General features: G+C 67.8%; 17 protein-coding genes. 2 read left to right on the plus strand and 15 right to left on the minus strand.

Translation table 11 applies throughout. The features are described from left to right. Positions 1-1,089 carry an IS5-like element ISDisp1 family transposase gene (locus I3K84_RS07455; protein ID WP_011803559.1) on the plus strand — a complete coding sequence of 363 codons (1,089 nt, stop codon included), beginning with the start codon at positions 1-3 and terminating at the stop codon, positions 1,087-1,089. On the opposite strand, the gene I3K84_RS07460 is transcribed toward I3K84_RS07455, so the two are convergent. The 12 genes from I3K84_RS07460 to I3K84_RS07515 all read right to left on the minus strand — a co-directional run bounded on the left by I3K84_RS07460 (position 1,080) and on the right by I3K84_RS07515 (position 12,475). Continuing rightward, a complete protein-coding gene (locus tag I3K84_RS07460) occupies positions 1,080-2,741 on the minus strand; it encodes a PAS-domain containing protein (RefSeq protein WP_370567799.1) in 1,662 nt (553 codons plus the stop codon). The genes I3K84_RS07455 and I3K84_RS07460 overlap by 10 nt on opposite strands. Continuing rightward, entirely contained in the window at positions 2,738-3,820 is a 1,083-nt protein-coding gene (locus I3K84_RS07465) for a TRAP transporter substrate-binding protein (protein WP_196996080.1), read from the minus strand. Before I3K84_RS07465 ends, I3K84_RS07460 begins: the two co-directional genes overlap by 4 nt. Positions 3,821-3,947: 127 nt before the next feature. Further along, positions 3,948-4,778, minus strand: coding sequence for an SDR family oxidoreductase (locus I3K84_RS07470; protein WP_196995819.1), 831 nt, complete (start codon positions 4,776-4,778; stop codon positions 3,948-3,950). Positions 4,779-4,938: 160 nt separating this feature from the next. Beyond that, positions 4,939-5,118, minus strand: a complete 180-nt coding sequence (locus tag I3K84_RS07475; protein WP_196995820.1) for a hypothetical protein — start codon at positions 5,116-5,118, stop codon at positions 4,939-4,941. Positions 5,119-5,455: 337 nt separating this feature from the next. Continuing rightward, positions 5,456-6,967, minus strand: coding sequence for a tripartite tricarboxylate transporter permease (locus I3K84_RS07480; protein ID WP_196995821.1), 1,512 nt, complete (start codon positions 6,965-6,967; stop codon positions 5,456-5,458). Between the two features lie 16 nt (positions 6,968-6,983). Beyond that, a complete protein-coding gene (locus tag I3K84_RS07485) occupies positions 6,984-7,472 on the minus strand; it encodes a tripartite tricarboxylate transporter TctB family protein (protein WP_088888468.1) in 489 nt (162 codons plus the stop codon). A gap of 301 nt (positions 7,473-7,773) precedes the next feature. After that, positions 7,774-9,570 carry a GspE/PulE family protein gene (locus tag I3K84_RS07490; RefSeq protein ID WP_047349871.1) on the minus strand — a complete coding sequence of 599 codons (1,797 nt, stop codon included), beginning with the start codon at positions 9,568-9,570 and terminating at the stop codon, positions 7,774-7,776. A 20-nt stretch (positions 9,571-9,590) separates the two neighbouring features. After that, positions 9,591-10,352 (minus strand): hypothetical protein, encoded by a 762-nt coding sequence (locus I3K84_RS07495; RefSeq protein ID WP_011806519.1) that lies wholly within the window; start codon positions 10,350-10,352, stop codon positions 9,591-9,593. 4 nt (positions 10,353-10,356) lie between these two features. Next, positions 10,357-10,887 carry a DNA-deoxyinosine glycosylase gene (locus I3K84_RS07500; protein WP_103737203.1) on the minus strand — a complete coding sequence of 177 codons (531 nt, stop codon included), beginning with the start codon at positions 10,885-10,887 and terminating at the stop codon, positions 10,357-10,359. A 99-nt stretch (positions 10,888-10,986) separates the two neighbouring features. Further along, a complete protein-coding gene (locus I3K84_RS07505; protein ID WP_196995822.1) occupies positions 10,987-11,820 on the minus strand; it encodes a TatD family hydrolase in 834 nt (277 codons plus the stop codon). A 121-nt stretch (positions 11,821-11,941) separates the two neighbouring features. Next, the gene (locus I3K84_RS07510; RefSeq protein WP_011806522.1) at positions 11,942-12,139 is read right to left on the minus strand and encodes a DUF2892 domain-containing protein; all 198 of its coding nucleotides are present in this window, start codon (positions 12,137-12,139) and stop codon (positions 11,942-11,944) included. A gap of 54 nt (positions 12,140-12,193) precedes the next feature. Further along, positions 12,194-12,475, minus strand: coding sequence for a helix-turn-helix transcriptional regulator (locus I3K84_RS07515; protein WP_172209352.1), 282 nt, complete (start codon positions 12,473-12,475; stop codon positions 12,194-12,196). Positions 12,476-12,615: 140 nt separating this feature from the next. On the opposite strand from I3K84_RS07515, the gene I3K84_RS07520 reads away from it, so the two are divergent. Next, positions 12,616-12,987, plus strand: coding sequence for a carboxymuconolactone decarboxylase family protein (locus I3K84_RS07520; protein ID WP_011806524.1), 372 nt, complete (start codon positions 12,616-12,618; stop codon positions 12,985-12,987). Positions 12,988-13,042: 55 nt separating this feature from the next. On the opposite strand, the gene lolD is transcribed toward I3K84_RS07520, so the two are convergent. The 3 genes from lolD to I3K84_RS07535 form a co-directional block, all read right to left on the minus strand. After that, positions 13,043-13,723 carry a lipoprotein-releasing ABC transporter ATP-binding protein LolD gene (lolD, locus tag I3K84_RS07525; protein ID WP_011806525.1) on the minus strand — a complete coding sequence of 227 codons (681 nt, stop codon included), beginning with the start codon at positions 13,721-13,723 and terminating at the stop codon, positions 13,043-13,045. Beyond that, positions 13,716-14,969 (minus strand): lipoprotein-releasing ABC transporter permease subunit, encoded by a 1,254-nt coding sequence (locus I3K84_RS07530; RefSeq protein WP_011806526.1) that lies wholly within the window; start codon positions 14,967-14,969, stop codon positions 13,716-13,718. Before I3K84_RS07530 ends, lolD begins: the two co-directional genes overlap by 8 nt. A 137-nt stretch (positions 14,970-15,106) precedes the next feature. After that, the gene (locus I3K84_RS07535; RefSeq protein WP_011806527.1) at positions 15,107-16,297 is read right to left on the minus strand and encodes a glycerophosphodiester phosphodiesterase; all 1,191 of its coding nucleotides are present in this window, start codon (positions 16,295-16,297) and stop codon (positions 15,107-15,109) included. Positions 16,298-16,300 lie beyond the last annotated feature (3 nt).

A 16,300-nucleotide genomic window follows, 5' to 3' on the forward strand; every position in this document is an offset into this window, starting at 1 on the left:
ATGAGAGGCAGTCAAGATTTCCAGGGGGCGATGTTCAGCTACATCAGCCTTGAAGAGCGCGTGCCGCAGGCACACCCGCTGCGCAAGTTGCGCGCGGTGGTTGATGCGCTGCTGGCAACCATGAACCGCGAGTTCGAAGCGGTGTACGCCCGCCGTGGCCGCCCATCGGTGCCACCGGAGATGCTGCTCAAGGCCTTGCTGCTGCAGATCCTGTTCTCCATCCGCAGCGAGCGCCAGTTGGTCGAAGCGATCAACTACAACCTGCTGTACCGCTGGTTCGTGGGCCTGAACATCGAAGACAAGGTCTGGGACCACTCCACTTTCAGCGCCAACCGCGAACGTCTGTTCAACGAAGACCTCGCCCGCGCCTTCTTCGAGCGCGTCAAGCTCAGTGCCCAGTGGGGCAAGCTCGCCAGCGACGAGCACTTCAGCGTGGACGGCACGCTCATTGACGCCTGGGCCTCGCACAAGAGCTTCAAGCGCAAAGACGACGACAGCGGCACGCCGCCTGGGCGCAACCCCGAGGTGGACTTCAAGGGGCAGGAGCGCTGCAACGACACCCACGAGAGCACCACGGACGCCGATGCCCGGCTGTTCAAGAAGAGCCAGGGCGACAAATCCCGCCTGTGCCACATGGGGCACATCCTCATGGAGAACCGCAACGGGCTGATCGTGGATGTCGAGATCACCCACGCCAGCGGCACGGCCGAGCGCGAGGCGGCGCTGGCCATGTTGGAGCGTCGGGGCAACAGGAACAAACGGGCCACGGTCGGTGCCGACAAGGGCTACGACAGCAAGGCCTTCATCAAAGGCTGCAGAAAGCTCAAAGTCACGCCCCACGTGGCGGCCAAGGACAAACACTCGGCGGTGGATGCGCGAGTGACACGGCACGAGGGCTACAAGACCAGCCTGAAGGTGCGCAAGCGCATCGAAGAGGCCTTTGGCTGGATCAAGACCGTCGGTGGTCTGGCAAAGACCAAGCTGATCGGTCAGGCCAAGCTCACGGGCCAGGCGCTGCTGTGCTTTGCCACCTACAACCTTGTGCGAATGGGCAGCATCGGCGGCTGGTGGGACGCGCATCATGCGTGAGCCCAGGGATACGTGCGCCCGAAATGGGCGGGAGGGCCTGCAAACCGGCCAGATGGGCCGTTGCAATCGCTGCGCAGACGCGTCTGGGCAGCTCGTGTCTTCGCACTCAGCGTCCCTGATGCGTTCGAAAAGCACTTTTTCAACGGCCTGTTAAGGGTCTTGAAGTGGTCCAGGTCGATGAACAGCACCGCGCCATGCGTGCCCGTACGCACCGCCGATGCGCTGGCATCGCCCAGCTGATCCAGCAACAGGCGCCGGTTGGGCAGGCCGGTGAGCTGGTCGTAGAACGCCAGGTGTTCCACTTCGGCCGTGGCCAGCCGCAGGTCGGTCACGTCGTGGTAGATGATGACCACGCCGCCATCGGCCGTGGCGCGCTCGGTGATCTGCACGTAATGGCCATTGGGCAAAAGCTGCTCCACCCCGCCTCGCGGCGTGCACTGCTGCTGCAGGCGCTCCTCCACCCACGCGCGCTTTTCCTCCGCGCTCGCGCCGGGCAGGTGGTAGTGCACAGTCGTCTCCAGCACGCGGCGAAACGGCACGCCCTCCCCGATGGTGCTGACGAGCCAGGGGAACATCTCCTCGAAGCGCAGATTCCACTGCACCACGCAGCGCTGTGCGTCCAGCAACACGAAGCCGCTCACCATGGCTTCGAGCGCCTGGTCCAGCGTGGCCTTGGAGCGCGCCACCACCCGCCGCGCACTGTGCATGCGCCGCAGGTACAGGGCGACCACGCTTCCCGCGGCCACCACCGTGGCCGCAAACAGCAGCGCGCCGAACAGCACCGTCAGCGCCTCCTGCCGCCAGCCCGCCAGCGCCGCGTCGCGCGGCAGGCTGACGGTGGCCCACAGATCGGGGTAGATGAGCGGACGCGCCACCACCATGGCCGGTTTGCCCGACAGCCGCGCGCTGGCCTGCCATGCGTGCACGCCATCGTCCGCGCTGCCTTCCTGCAGGGCCGGCGCTGCGCGCTCCTGCCGCTCCACGGTCCCCTGTGGCGCCTCCACGCCCAGCAGCAGCACGCCTTGCGTGCGCTCCAGCGTCACTTCCATGTCGGGAACCTCCAGCCCCTGCATCAGCACCGCCACCAGTGCTTCCGTCGGCACCTGCGCGACGACCAGCAGCGGCGTGCCGTCGCCCATGCGCAACTGGCGCGCCATGTACAGCACCCGCTCGGAACTGGTAGGACTCACCACGGGTTGGCTGACGGACAGCGTGGCCACCGCGGGCGCGAGGGCGGCCGCCAGGAAGCCCTCGGGCAGCTCCACGCCGTCCAGTTCGCCGGTGGACGCCGAAGATGCCAGCACGGCGCCCCGCGCATCGAGCAGCGCCACGTAGCGCAGCAGGAGGTTCTGCCGCGCCACGCCGCGCAGCAGCGTGTCGGCCGCCGCCACGTCAAGGCCCGCACGGTCGCGTGCGCGCAGGGCCAGCAGCTCTTCCGTATGCGCCAACAGCACGTCGAAAGAGAGCAGCGTGCGGTTCATGCCCGCCTCCGCCCCCGCGGCAAAACGGGTGACGCGCGCCTCGGCAACGTCCAGCGCGTCCGCACGCGTATGCCACAGCAGCACGGCCACCGCCACCGCCAGCCCTGCGAGCAGCGCAGCCACCACCCCCCAGGTGATCAGGTGCAGGCGCCTGCCGGGCGTGGGCTTCATGGCTGCACCGGCGCACTCATGCGGCGCGCAGGACCGATGGTGCGATCCCAGATATCACGGCAGCGGGCTCCGCAGCGCCGGACCCAGCGCGGCAGCACCACGGTGTTGAAGATGGTCTCGCGCCGCGCCTCGTCCTGCGCGCGCACCGGCACCAGCGCCATGGCGCCCTGGCGCCCCGTGGTGCAGCTGGGGCTCCCGACATTGCAGGCCTGGCCCTGCTCGGTCTCGCCCTGGGCACTGAGCCACACGGCCGTCTCCAGCTTGGGCAGCTCGGCCTGCAGCAGCTGGCGCAGATCGGCGGGCAGCGCCTGCCAGGCCGCGCGATTGGCCGCAAACACCGCCATGCCCCAGCTGATGGGCATGGGGTAGAGATAGGCCGCATGTGCGTGCAGACCGAGGATGTTGCCCGACATGCTGGCGGTGACGGCGCATTCGCTGGCGCCCGTCTCCATGCTCTTGACCACTTGCGCGAAGGGCACGCGCTGGGGCTTGGCGCCCAGCGCCGCAAAAAAATCGCCCTGCGCGGCCGATGACACCCGCACATGCCGCCCGCGCAGGTCATCCAGGCCCAGCAGCGGGTCCTTGCAGAACAGCACCTGCGCCGGGTAAACGTAAACCGCCAGCAGCTCCACGCCATGCTCCTCGCGCAGGGCTTTCTCCAGGTACGGACGGAAGGCCGCGAGCGAAGCGCGCAGCGTCGCCAGGTCCGGATTCAGCCCCGGCAGGTCCACGGCGGTGTACTGGGGGTACTGTGCCGACAGGGAGCTCATGAGCACCGTGCCGAAGGGCACCACGCCCAGTTGCAAGAGGCGCAGCATCTCCATGCCCGGAACGCCGGCACGGTCGAAGGGCACGATATCGGCGCGGTAGCGGCCCTCGCTCAGGCGCGGCAAATCGCGCGTCCAGAAGGGCGCCTCCAGTTGCGTGTACTGCGTGACGCCGGCCAGCCCTCCCACCACGCGCAGGCGCAACGGCGCGGCATCGGCCGCGGGCGTGTCCGGCGCGCCGGCGTGCGCTGCCGCGTACAGCAGCGCCGCGCCCCACAAGGCCAGCCGCCCGCGCAGTGCGGGGCAGCGCATCCGTCGTCCCAGCAGTTGCATGCAACACCCTTTCGGCACCTGAGCCCTGCAGCCGCCCGCCCCCATCGCGGCGCGGGGCATGGCGGTCGGTCGGCGCGTTCTCGCCCGTTGTGGTCTGGCGCGTTCCTCAGAAGGTGCCGGGATAGGCACCGCCGTCGGCCAATACGTTCTGCCCCGTCATATAGCCCGCGTGCACGCTGCACAGGAAGGCGCAGATGGCGCCGAACTCCTGCGGCGTACCGAAACGGCGCGCCGGGATAGCGCCTTGCTGGGCGCGGCGCACTTCATCGAGGCTCTTGCCGGCCTTGCCGGCCGCGGCCTGGAGGGTGCCCGCGAGCCGGTCGGTATCGAACTTGCCCGGCAGCAGGTTGTTGATGGTGACGCCCTGCGCGGCAATGGCGCTGCGCGCCGCGCCGGCCACAAAGCCGGTCAAGCCGCTGCGCGCGCCATTGGACAGGCCCAGGATGTCGATGGGGGCCTTCACTGCGCTGGAGGTGATGTTGACGATGCGGCCAAAGCCCCGCTGCGCCATGCCGTCCACCGTGGCGCGGATCAGTTCGATGGGCGTGAGCATGTTGGCATCCACCGCGCGCATCCAGGCATCGCGGTCCCACTCGCGGAAATCGCCGGGCGGGGGGCCGCCGGCGTTGGTGACCACGATGTCGAAGTCCCGGCCCGGCCCGCCAGCTATGGAAAAAACGGCTGCGCGCCCCTCGGGCGTGGTGATGTCGGCCGCCACAGCCAGCACCTTGGGTTGGTTGCCATTTTGGCCTCTAACGCCCGACGTGTTTGCGCCAACAGCTATCAAATCAGAAGCGGTGCGCTGCAATTCGCCGGCATTGCGGGCGTTGATCACCACGTTCACGCCCTCGCGCACCAGCGCCTCGGCGCAGCCGCGGCCCAACCCCTTGCTGGCCCCGCAGACCAGCGCCCATTTACCCGCGATACCCAGATCCATACCTTGCTCCATCGCCGCCGGAGGCGGTTCCTGCAAAACAATTTGAAACGATCATAGTGGACACTGCCCACACCCGCATCAGGACCACCGCCCGCGTCGAACACCGCGCGGGGCACGAAAACCCGTCCTCCGTCCCAGGGAATGACCATCAACCGAACCGTCAGACGCGCGCGGCCATGACGGGTGTTGCATCGATCATGCTCCTGAGTGCCGCCATGCCAGGGCCCGTGTGCTGGAAGGCGATTCTCTGCGGTGCGCCTGAGCAGCGGCTGCAGCGCCGTCGGGTGCCGCCCAGGCAGCCGGCGCTGGCGTCCAGTACCTGCTCCTTCTGCGTTTTCACCCGATGCGTCGCCGCACCAGCCCGCCACTGTAGACGAGATACACCGCATCGCCCGCCAGGAAGACCGGCGACCGCGCCATCGCAGCGGGCGGCACCACGCGGCGGTTGTCGGCGCGACACGCGGCTGCGTAGCCGGCAGCCTCGTTGGAGGCAGGCCGGCATGCGCCCTCCCACCAAGCATCCCTCGCCCTTCCAGCGCTTGTCGTCCAAGCGCCACCAGCGCCCCTTTCAGGAGCATCTGCACCACTGCCCCGTTGCCGCCACGCATAAAAAAAGCGCCCCGGAAAGGGGCGCCTTGCGAGGGGTGCCCTGGCACATGCCAGGGCGGCCATCTGCGTCAGTCCTCGACGAACGCTTCCTCGCGCTTCTTGCTCACCGCGGGCAGCAGCACAATGACCAGCAGCAGGGCCGCGGCCGCCAGCAGGCCGGCAGAGATGGGGCGCGTGACGAACACGCTCCAGTCGCCACGCGACAGCAGCAGCGCACGGCGCAGGTTTTCTTCCATCATCGGGCCCAGGATGAAGCCCAGCAGCAAGGGAGCGGGTTCCACCCCCAGCTTGTAGAACAGGTAGCCGATGACACCGAATCCGCCCACCATCCACACGTCGAACGTGTTGTTGTTGGTGGAGTACACCCCCACCGCGCAGAACAGCACGATGGACGGGAACAGCCAGCGATAAGGCACGGAGAGCAGCTTGATCCACACGCCGATCAGCGGCAGGTTCAGGATCACCAGCATGGCGTTGCCGATCCACATCGAGGCGATCAGGCCCCAGAACAGCTCGGGGTTGCTGGTCATCACCTGCGGGCCGGGCTGGATGTTGTGGATGGTCATGGCACCCACCATCAGCGCCATCACGGCGTTGGGCGGAATGCCCAGCGTCAGCAGCGGGATGAAGGAGGTCTGCGAACCCGCGTTGTTGGCCGACTCGGGAGCCGCCACGCCGCGGATGTTGCCCTTGCCGAACGGAACCTCACCGGGATGGAGCTTGGTCTTCTTCTCGATCGTGTAGGCCGCAAAGGCCGACAGCAGCGCGCCGCCGCCGGGCAGGATGCCCAGGGACGACCCCAGGGCCGTGCCGCGCAGCATGGCGGGGAGCATGCGCTTGAAGTCCTGTGCCGTGGGGAACAGGCCGTGCACCTTGGCGGCAAACACTTCGCGCTCGTCGTCGGGCTTGGACAGGTTGGCGATGATTTCGCCGTAGCCGAACACGCCCATGGCGATCACGGTGAAACTGATGCCGTCGGTCAGCTCGGGGATGTCAAAGCTGTAGCGGGCCACGCCGGAGTTCACGTCCGTGCCCACCAGGCCCATCAACAGGCCCAGCACGATCATGGCGACGGCCTTGAGCAGCGAGCCCGAAGCCAGCACCACGGCACCGATCAGGCCCAGCACCATCAGCGAGAAGTACTCGGCGGGGCCGAACTTGAAGGCCACTTCCGTCAGCGGGGGCGCAAAGGCCGCCAGGATCAACGTACCCACGCAGCCCGCGAAGAACGAGCCAATGCCGGCAGCCGCCAGTGCCGGGCCTGCACGGCCCGCGCGCGCCATCTGGTAGCCGTCGATCACGGTCACCACGGAGGACGACTCGCCCGGCAGGTTCACCAGGATGGCGGTGGTGGAGCCGCCGTACTGCGCGCCGTAATAGATGCCAGCGAGCATGATCAGCGCGGCCACGGGCGGCAGCGCATAGGTGGCGGGCAGCAGCATGGCGATGGTGGCCACGGGGCCCACGCCGGGCAGCACGCCGATCAGCGTGCCCAGCAGACAGCCGATGAAGCAGTAGATCAGGTTCTGGAACGTAAACGCGACGCCAAAACCCATCGAGAGGTGTTCAAACAATTCCATGGTCTAGATCTCCGAATCAACCCACGATGAAGCTAGGCCAGACGGGGAACTGCAGAGCCAGCCCCCAGATGAATGCCACGTAGCTGCCCACGGCCAGGATGGTGGCCAGGATGAACACTTCCTTGAAGTGGAACTGGTTGCCCGCCAGGCTGGCCACGAAAGTCAGGCCGTAGATGGCAACGATCAGGCCCATGGCCGGCACGCCGAAGCTGGGCAGGCCCGCCAGCAGCACGCCGAACAACAGGTTGGCGGAAATGATGAAGAAGATCTGCTTCCACGCCCACTTGCCGATCTTGTCGCCGTCCACCGTCTCGACCACGGTGGCCTTGAACATGATGGCCGCGCCGATGATGCCCAGCAGAATGCCCAGCAGCAGGGGGAAGTAGCCCGGGCCCATGCGGGCGCCGGTTCCTACGCTGTAGGTGGTGGCGCCCCAGGCAAAACCACCGCCGACGACGAGGAACATGAGGCCGGAAAAGAAATCTTTCTGACTCTTGATTTTCACGAATGTCTCCCAAAAGGAACGCGACGGGCGATTGTGGAGTGTCGGGCAGCGTTTCTCGATGTGGATTCCACCTACCGGTAGATACAAGTTTTCCCTAGAGGCAACACCCCCGGAACTGCCCTTAGCACGGCACCGACCGCTGCGCGGCGTCGAAGGTGGCGCGAGGGCCCTGGTCAGGCCGGGCCTGCGCCGCAGGAGCGCGGACATACCGCCTTCCACCGCGTTGTGAAGGATGGGCGCGCGCCTGATGCATGCGGCGGAACGGCGCATCTGCTGCGCCGCGATGGCAGAGGTGTGGGTGCTACTCGAGCGGCGGGGTGGCGGCGATGACTTCCTCGAACGTGGTCACGCCTTCGGCCGCGCGCAGCGCGCCCGCCAGGCGCAGCGGGCGCATGCCGTCCTGCACGGCCTGGCGGCGCAGCGCGTCGATGGAGGGCGATTGGTTCACCTGGGTCTTGAGCGCCTCGCTCACGGTGAGCAGTTCATAAAGCCCCATGCGGCCGCGAAAGCCCGTCATGCGGCACTCCACGCACCCCACGGGCCTATAGGCGCGATAGCCCCCGTTGATCTTCCAGGGGCGGATCATGTCGGCCAGCGCCTCGGGGTCGGCCGCCTCGTCCACCTGCCGGCAGTGCCGGCACAGCGTGCGCACCAGGCGCTGCGCCAGCACCCCCAGCAGCGTGGCGTTGATGAGGTACGGCGGCACGCCCAGCTCCATGAGGCGCGTGACGGCGCTGGGCGCGTCGTTGGTGTGCAGGGTGGAGAACACCAGGTGGCCGGTGAGCGCGGCCTGCACGGCCATGTCGGCGGTGGCCAGGTCACGGATCTCGCCCACCATGATCACGTCCGGGTCCTGGCGCATGAGGGCACGCAGCCCTTCGGCGAAGGTGAAGTCCAGCTGCGGCTGCACCTGCGTCTGGTTGAAGCTGGGCTCGATCATCTCGATCGGGTCCTCCACCGTGCTCACGTTCACCTCCTCGGTGGCCACGCGCTTCAGGGTGGAGTACAGCGTGGTGGTCTTGCCCGAACCCGTGGGCCCGGTCACCAGGATGATGCCGTGCGGGCGCTTGACGAGCTGCTCCCAGCGCTGCGCATCGTGCGCGGTGAAACCCAGCGCGTCCAGGTCCTTCACGGCGTTGTCGGGGTCGAAGATGCGCATCACCATCTTCTCGCCGAAAGCGGTGGGCAGCGTGGACAGGCGCATTTCCACCTCGTCGCCACGCGGGTTGCGCGTCTTGATGCGGCCGTCCTGCGGGCGGCGCTTTTCCACCACGTCCATGCGGCCCAGCAGCTTCACGCGCGCCACCATGGCATTGAGCACGCCCATGGGCATCTGGTAGACGGCATGCAGCACGCCGTCGATGCGAAAGCGGATCACGCCCTGCTCGCGGCGCGGCTCCAGGTGGATGTCGCTCGCGCGCTGGTCGAAGGCGTACTGCCACAGCCAGTCCACCACGCGCACCACCCCCTGGTCGTTGGCGTCCAGTTGCTTGTTGGTCTTGCCCAGCTCCACGAGCTGCTCGAAGCTGCTGCCCGCGGCGCCGCCGCCGGCCTTCTGCGCCTCGCGCACCGACTTGGCCAGCGCGTAGAACTCCGCCGTGTAGCGCGTGATGTGCTGGGGGTTGGCCAGCACGCGCCGCACCGTGCGCCGGGACTGGCGCTCTACCTCGGCCACCCAGTCATGCAGGAAGGGCTCGGCCGTGGCCACCACCACCTCCTTGGAGGTCACCTGCACCGGCAGCACCTTGTGGCGCTCGGCGTAGCTGGCGCTCATGGCGTCGGCCACACGGCCCACGTCCACCTTCAGCGGGTCGATGCGCAGAAACGCCAGGCCGCAGCGCTGGGCCACGTATTCGGTGAGGATGTCCACGTCCAGCGGCTTGCCGTCGCTCGCGCGCAGCATGGCCACGTTGCCCAGCCGCACCAGCGGGTGCTGGCTGCTTTCGGCCTGCGAGCAGCGTGCGATGGTGCGCTGCGCCTGCTCGGCGGTGATCACGCCATCGGCACGCAGCCAATCGACGATGAGCCGCCACTGCAACGGGCCGGTGGGCCCGCCGGCGGCCGTGGGGGGGGATGCGGGCAATGCTTCGGCAGTCATGGTGCGAGTGGCGGCAGAGGTCAGGCGACCGGTTTGAATACGCGCAGCCACTTGGTGGCCGGCAGGTCCCAGCGGGCCTGCACGCTTTCGGCGCGGGCCAGCAGCTCGGCACGTTTAGGCCGCGTGGGCGTGCGCTGGGCCAGCACCACGGTATTGCCCTCGCGCGTGGGCTTGAAAGCCCAGAGCGCGTCGGCGCCAAAGGCCTCGGCGAGCTTGTCCAGGCTGCGCTCGTAGCTGGAGGCGCGGCCGAACAGGTTCACCGTGAGGCAGCCGTCCAGCGTCAGCAGCGCACGGCAGTCGGCATAGAACTCCGCGCTGTCCAGCACCGGCGCGGCGGCCTCATGGTCGTACAGGTCCACCGCCAGCGCGTCCACCGTGCCGTGCCATTCGGGCTTCTTGATTTCCTGGGCCGCGTCGGCCAGCACCACACGCTGCATGGGGCCGTCGGGCGGCAGCTTGAACCAGGCGCGGCAGACGGCCTCCACGCGCGGGTTCAGCTCGACCACGGTGCAGCACATGCGCAGCTTCTTGCGGCAGAACTTGGTGATGGCACCGGCCCCCAGGCCCAGTTGCATCGCGTGGCGCTTGGCCACGCTGGCGGGCTCCACGAACAGCAGCCAGGCCATCATGCGTTGCACGTATTCCAGTTCGATCTCGAACGGCTGCGCGATGCGCATGGAGCCCTGGATCCACGGCGTGCCCAGGTGCAGATGGCGCACTTCGCCATCGTCGGAGACGCTCACCTCGGGCAGTTCGGTGGCGGCGGTTTTCTTGCGGGTCAAATCGTTATACCAATCCAAAAGTCGCCAGGGCCTCGCCCCAGGCGTGCAGTTTTTTCTCGAAGCTCCACGACGCGTTGGCCGGGCTGGTGGATGGCAGGCGCAGCGATGGCATCGGCGCATCTGCCTTCAGCCCCAGGCTGGCGCGCACGGCCTTGGCGTGGCGGAAGCTTTCCCCGCCATTGTGGGCGATGGCGGCCAGCCCCGGCGCGCGGGCATGCAGGCCGGCGAAGTCGTTGACCTGCGCGTTGCGGATGCTGGTATCCAGGCTGCCCTCGCGCTCGCAGGCGGCATACACGTCCCACAGGCCCAGGCCGCGGGCCAGCAGCCAGTCGCAGCGCGCGGCGTACTGGTCGCGGCCCGGCAGCGGATGCTGCGGCCACAGCGCCGCCAGGATGCGCCAGAAGTGGTTCTGCGGATGGCCGTAATACTGCTGCGCGGCGAGCGACGCCACACCGGGGAAGCTGCCCAGCACCAGCACCCGCGTGCCGGAGCCCACCACGGGCGGCAGGCCGACCAGACGACCGGCAGACAGCACAACCGTTTTTTTCTGCGCAGCCACCGGCCCTCCATTACTATTGTTTGTATAGCTGCTAGCGCTTGCTGCATAAGCCTTTGAGCCCGAAAGCACTCAAACCTATGCCAACAGTTCAGCCAGCCGTGGCAACGCTGCGCAAGCGTTGGCGCGCGTGGCATGGGCCAGTTCTGTGCTGGAGATGCCGCGCAGCTGCGCCACCACCGCACCGATGCGCGGTAACTGTGCAGGCGTGTTGCGTGCGGGCGGGCGGCCAGCGGCGCGCTCGGCCGCGGTCACGTAGAGCCAGTGCGGCGGAATGTCGGGCGCATCGGTCTCCACCACCAGCGCGTCCAGCGGCAGTTCGGTGGCCAGGCGGCGCAACTGCAGCGCACGGTCGAAGGTGACCGCACCGCCAAAGCCCAGCTTGAAGCCCAGATCGATGAAGGCCTGCGCCTGCTGCAGGCTGCCATTGAAGGCATGGGCAATGCCGCCGCGCACCGGCAGCTCGCGCAGCGCCTTGAGCAACTGGTCCGCCGAGCGGCGCACATGCAGGATCACGGGCAGGTCGAACCGGCGCGCCAACTGCAGCTGCGCCCGGTAAAAGTGCTGCTGGCGTCCCAAATCCAGATGGGGCACGAAGAGGTCGAGCCCGATTTCGCCGACGGCCACCAGGCGCGGGTCATCCTGGTACTGCTCCAGCGCGCGCGCCAGGGCGGGCAAGTCTTCGTCGCCGGCGACGGGAGTGAACAGGGGATGGATGCCCAGCGCATAGCTGTCGCCGTGGCGGTGCGCCAGGTCCCGCACGGCCTGCAGATTGGCGAGTTCCACCGCGGGCAGCACGCAGTGGGCCACGCCGGCCTGCGCGGCGCGTGCACGCTCGGCATCTGCGAGCGCTGCGCCGCCGTGATCTGCAAATTCATCCAGGTGGCAATGGGTGTCGATCCAGACGTCCATGCGCCGGATCATGCCACCGCACGCCCCCAGCGCCGGTCCGCAGTGTCTCAGTGCGTTGCAGCGCCAATGTCCTGCGGATCGGTCGGCGGCGCATCGGCGCCGCCGGAGCTGCTGTGCCCCATCAGCCCTTCTTGCTCAGCGGGCAGGTGTTCATGCCCAGCAGCGAGTACGCAGGGCAGGTGCCCGCCAGGCCGGTCAGCAGTGGCACCACGCCCAGCCAGCCCCACCAGCCCACGGTGCCCGTGGCCGCCAGGCCGATGAGCACCAGACCCACCGCGATGCGCAGCCCGCGGTCCCAACCCCCAACGTTGTGTTTCATGACACTTCTCCTAGTTGACGAAAAAACGGTACCTCTGCGCAGCGACGCGGCCGCTCAGGGGCAGAAGATGTCCTTGAGCGCAGCCACGAGCTTTTCCGCCGCCGGGTCGGCAATGCGGTAGTACAGAGTCTGCGCGTCGCGGCGGAAGGTCACCAGCCCCTCATCGCGCATGCGCGCCAGGTGCTGCGACAGCGCGGACTGGCTCAGGCGCACCTGCTCCAGCAGCGTGCCCACGGAGGCCTCGCCCTGCTCGATCAGCAGGCACAGCACGAGCAACCGGTGCTCGTTGCCCACCGCGCGCAGCAGCGCAGCGGCGCGCGCGGCGCCCTGCTGCATGAATTCCAGGTCGGCGGTAGTGGCCACCTGCACTCCTTGTTGATAAATATCTAAATTAACGTATGCTAATTTAGTAGATACTAATAAACGTGTCAACAGCGCCGAGCTGGCGCATCCCTTTCACCACCAGGAGTTCCACCATGACCTCGTCCACCGACTACAAGGCCCTCACGCGCGAAATCTCTAGCAACGTCAGCGAGCTGCGCAACAGCGTTCCGCAGGTGATGCAAGGTTTCAACGCGCTGGGCAAGGCGGCTCTCGCGGGCGGCGCCATCGACGCCAAGACCAAGGAGCTGATCGCGCTGGGCATTGGCGTGGCTGCGCGCTGCGATGGTTGCATCGGCTTTCACACCCAGGCCCTGGCGCGCCTGGGCGCCACGCGCGCCGAGGTGCACGAGGTGCTGGGCATTGCGGTGTACATGGGCGGCGGCCCCGCGCTGATGTACGCAGCCAATGCCGTGGCCGCGTTCGACGAGTGCGCCCCCGCGCAAGCGCCCGCCGCGACGGCCTGATTTACTATTGAAAAGATAGCTGTCAGCGCTTACCCAACAAGCGCTGGAGGCCGTTTTAGCTCAAAACACCGGAGACCAAGCGCACGACGCGGTCGCACCGCGCGGCCAGCGATTCATCGTGCGTGACCATCACGAAGGCAGTGCCCTGCTCGCGCGCTAGCTGCAGCATGAGGGCGAACACGGCATCGGCGGTCGCGCGGTCCAGGTTGCCGGTGGGCTCGTCGGCCAGCACGCAGGCCGGCTGCGTGACCAGCGCCCGGGCAATGGCCACGCGCTGGCGCTCGCCACCCGACAGTTCCGCCGGGCGATGGTGCACACGCTCGCCCAGGCCCACGGCCTGGAGCATGCGCACCGCCCGCTCGATGCACTGCGCGTACGGCTCGCGGCGGATGCGCAGCGGCATGGCCACGTTGTCCTGGGCGCTGAACTCGGGCAACAGGTGGTGGAACTGGTAGATGAAGCCCAGGTGCGCATTGCGCAGGCGCCCCTGTTGCGCGGGCGATAGCGCCTGCAGCGCCTGCCCCTGGAGCGTGACGGTGCCGGCGCTGGGCGCGTCCAGCCCCCCCAGCAGATGCAGCAGCGTGCTCTTGCCCGAGCCCGACGCCCCAACGATGGCCAGCGTCTCGCCGGCGTGCACTGCCAGGTCCACGCCCTTGAGCACGGTGACGTCCAGCCGGCCCTCGGTAAAGCGCTTGGTCAGGCCTTGCGCCTGCAGCACCACTTGCCCATTACTCATAGCGCAGCGCCTCCGCGGGGTTCACGCGGCTGGCGCGCCAGCTCGGGTACAGGGTGGCCACGAAGGCCAGGATCAGGGAAATGACGGCAATGGGCGCGATGTCGCTGCTTTGCGGGTCGCTGGGCATCTTGCTGATGAGGTAGATGTCCTTGGGCAGGAAGCTGGCGTTCAGCGCCCGCTCGATGGCGGGCACGATCACGTCGATGTTGAAGGCCACGCCCAGGCCCAGCAGCAGGCCGGCCAACGTGCCGATCACGCCCACCATGGCGCCCTGCACCATGAACACGCCCATGATGCTGGCGGGGCTGGCGCCCAGCGTGCGCAGGATGGCGATGTCCGCGCGCTTGTCGGTCACGGTCATCACCAGCGTGGACACCAGGTTGAATGCCGCCACCGCAACGATCAGCGTGAGGATGATGAACATCATGCGCTTTTCCAGCTGCACGGCCGCGAACCAGGTGCGGTTCTGCTGCGTCCAGTCGCGGATCAACAGGTTGCCCGAGAGGCTGTGCGCCAGCTGCTGCGTGACTTCGGGTGCGTCGTGCAGGTTCTTGAGCTTCAGGCGCACGCCGGTCGGCCCTTCCAGGCGGAAGATGCGCTCGGCATCCTCGTGGTGCAGCATCACCAGCGCAGAGTCGTATTCATAGTGGCCCGAATTGAAGGTGCCCGCCACCGTCATCTGCTTGAGGCGCGGCACCACGCCCGCAGGCGTGACCTGGCCGGCCGGTGCGATCAGCGTGACCGCATCACCCGCGCGCACGCCCAGCTGGCGCGCCAGTTCGCTGCCCAGGATCACGCGGAACTCGCCCGGCACCAGGGCCTTCAGGCCCTCCAGATTCTCGGCGGCCAGGTCGGTCACCTCGGCCTCGTGCGCGGGGTCGATGCCGCGCACCAGCGCGCCCTTCATGTCCTCCCCACGCGCCAGCAGCGCCTGGGCGGCGACGAAGGGCGCGGCGCCCACCACGTTCGGATTGGCCCGCGCCTCGGCCAGCGTGCGCGGCATGTCGGGCAGCGCTGCACCGCCCGGCGCGAAGATCTCGATGTGCGAGACCACGCTGAGCATGCGGTCGCGCACCTCTTTCTGAAAGCCGTTCATCACGGACAGAACGATGATGAGTGCCGCCACCCCCAGCGAGATGCCCAGCATGGACACGCCCGAGATGAAGGAGATGAAGCCGTTGCGCCGCGTGGCCCGGCCTGCCCGGGTGTAGCGCCAGCCCAGGGCCAGTTCGTAGGGAATTTGCATGGAAGCGCGATTGTGTCATCGACCCGGGCCCGCGGCGCGGGCCCAGGGCAGCAACGCGCGGCGGCCTCAGCGCAAGCCGGGTGCCGCAGGGGCTGACGCGCCAAGGCCGCCTGCCCTGCGCGGCGCCGGCCCGCGGCTCAGCGGCCCGTTTCCGTCAGATAGGCCTTGCGCGCAGCCACCGCGGTGTCGGCGAAGTCGGAGAACACACCATCCACGCCCAGGCGGTAGAACTGCAGGTACTCGGCCTGGGGGTCGCCTTTGTAGTCGAAGGCCAGGCGGCGGTTTTCGTTGCGCATGGTCCAGGTGTGGACCATCAGGCCCAGCTTGTGTGCGTCGGCCACCAGGCTGGTGGGGGTGCTGCTGGAAGCGTCGGCGTAGTTGACCGCGCCATCCTTGTTCACGTCGACCATCTTGCCGTCGGCGCCAAAGGTGCCCTTGACCGGCACGATGTAGGGCTTCCAGGGACCCACGCCGTCGGCGTACTTGGCGATCTCGGCCAGGCCCGCCGGCGTGACCATGGAAGCGAACAGGTCCTTGCGGCCCGCGCGTGTCCAGTCGTAGGGACGGTCATATGGCGCCTCGAAGGTGACCGCGCCGGTCTTGAAGTCGTAGTCGTTGCCATCCACCAGCTGGATGAGGCGCACCTGCGTCTTGGTGCGCAGGTACTTGAGGTTGGCCGTCTCGAACGACTGCAGGATGACCGGCGAATCCTTCTTGGTGTAGCCGTACTCGGCCAGGATGGCCAGCAGGCGGTCTTCGAGCTTGAGGCCCGCATCTTCATGGTAGGTGGGGTGCTTGGTCTCGGGATAGACGCCGATCACGCGGCCCACCTTGCCGCCCTCGGTCTTGGCCAGGTCCAGCACCTCGCGCAGCGTGGGGATCTGGAACTTGCCGTTATAGGACTGGTCGCGCTCGGCCAGCGGCTGGATGGCGCGCAGGGTCTTCAGTTCCGCCAGCGTGAAGTCGGTGGCGAACCAGCCTTCTTCTTCCACGCCATCGACCATGCGCTTGGTCTTGCGGCTGGCGAACTCGGGGCGGCTGGCCACATCGGTGGTGCTGGTGATGTTGGGTTCATGGCGCGCCACCAGGTGGCCGTCCTTGGTGGCTACCAAATCGGGCTCGATGAAATCCGCCCCCATCTGGATGGCCAGTGCATAGCTCTCCAGCGTGTGGTCCGGGCGGTAGCCCGAGGCGCCGCGGTGCCCCACCACCAGCGGAGCCTGGCCGCTCAGCGTCGGCAGCGGTGCGGGGTCGTCGCCGCCGCCACAGGCGGTCGCCAGCAGGGAGGCACTCATCGCAATGATCAGGGGAAGACGGTGAGAAGACATGGG

This window comes from Diaphorobacter sp. JS3051, assembly GCF_015832135.1.
In the GTDB taxonomy this organism is placed as follows: Bacteria; Pseudomonadota; Gammaproteobacteria; order Burkholderiales; family Burkholderiaceae_C; genus Diaphorobacter; species Diaphorobacter nitroreducens.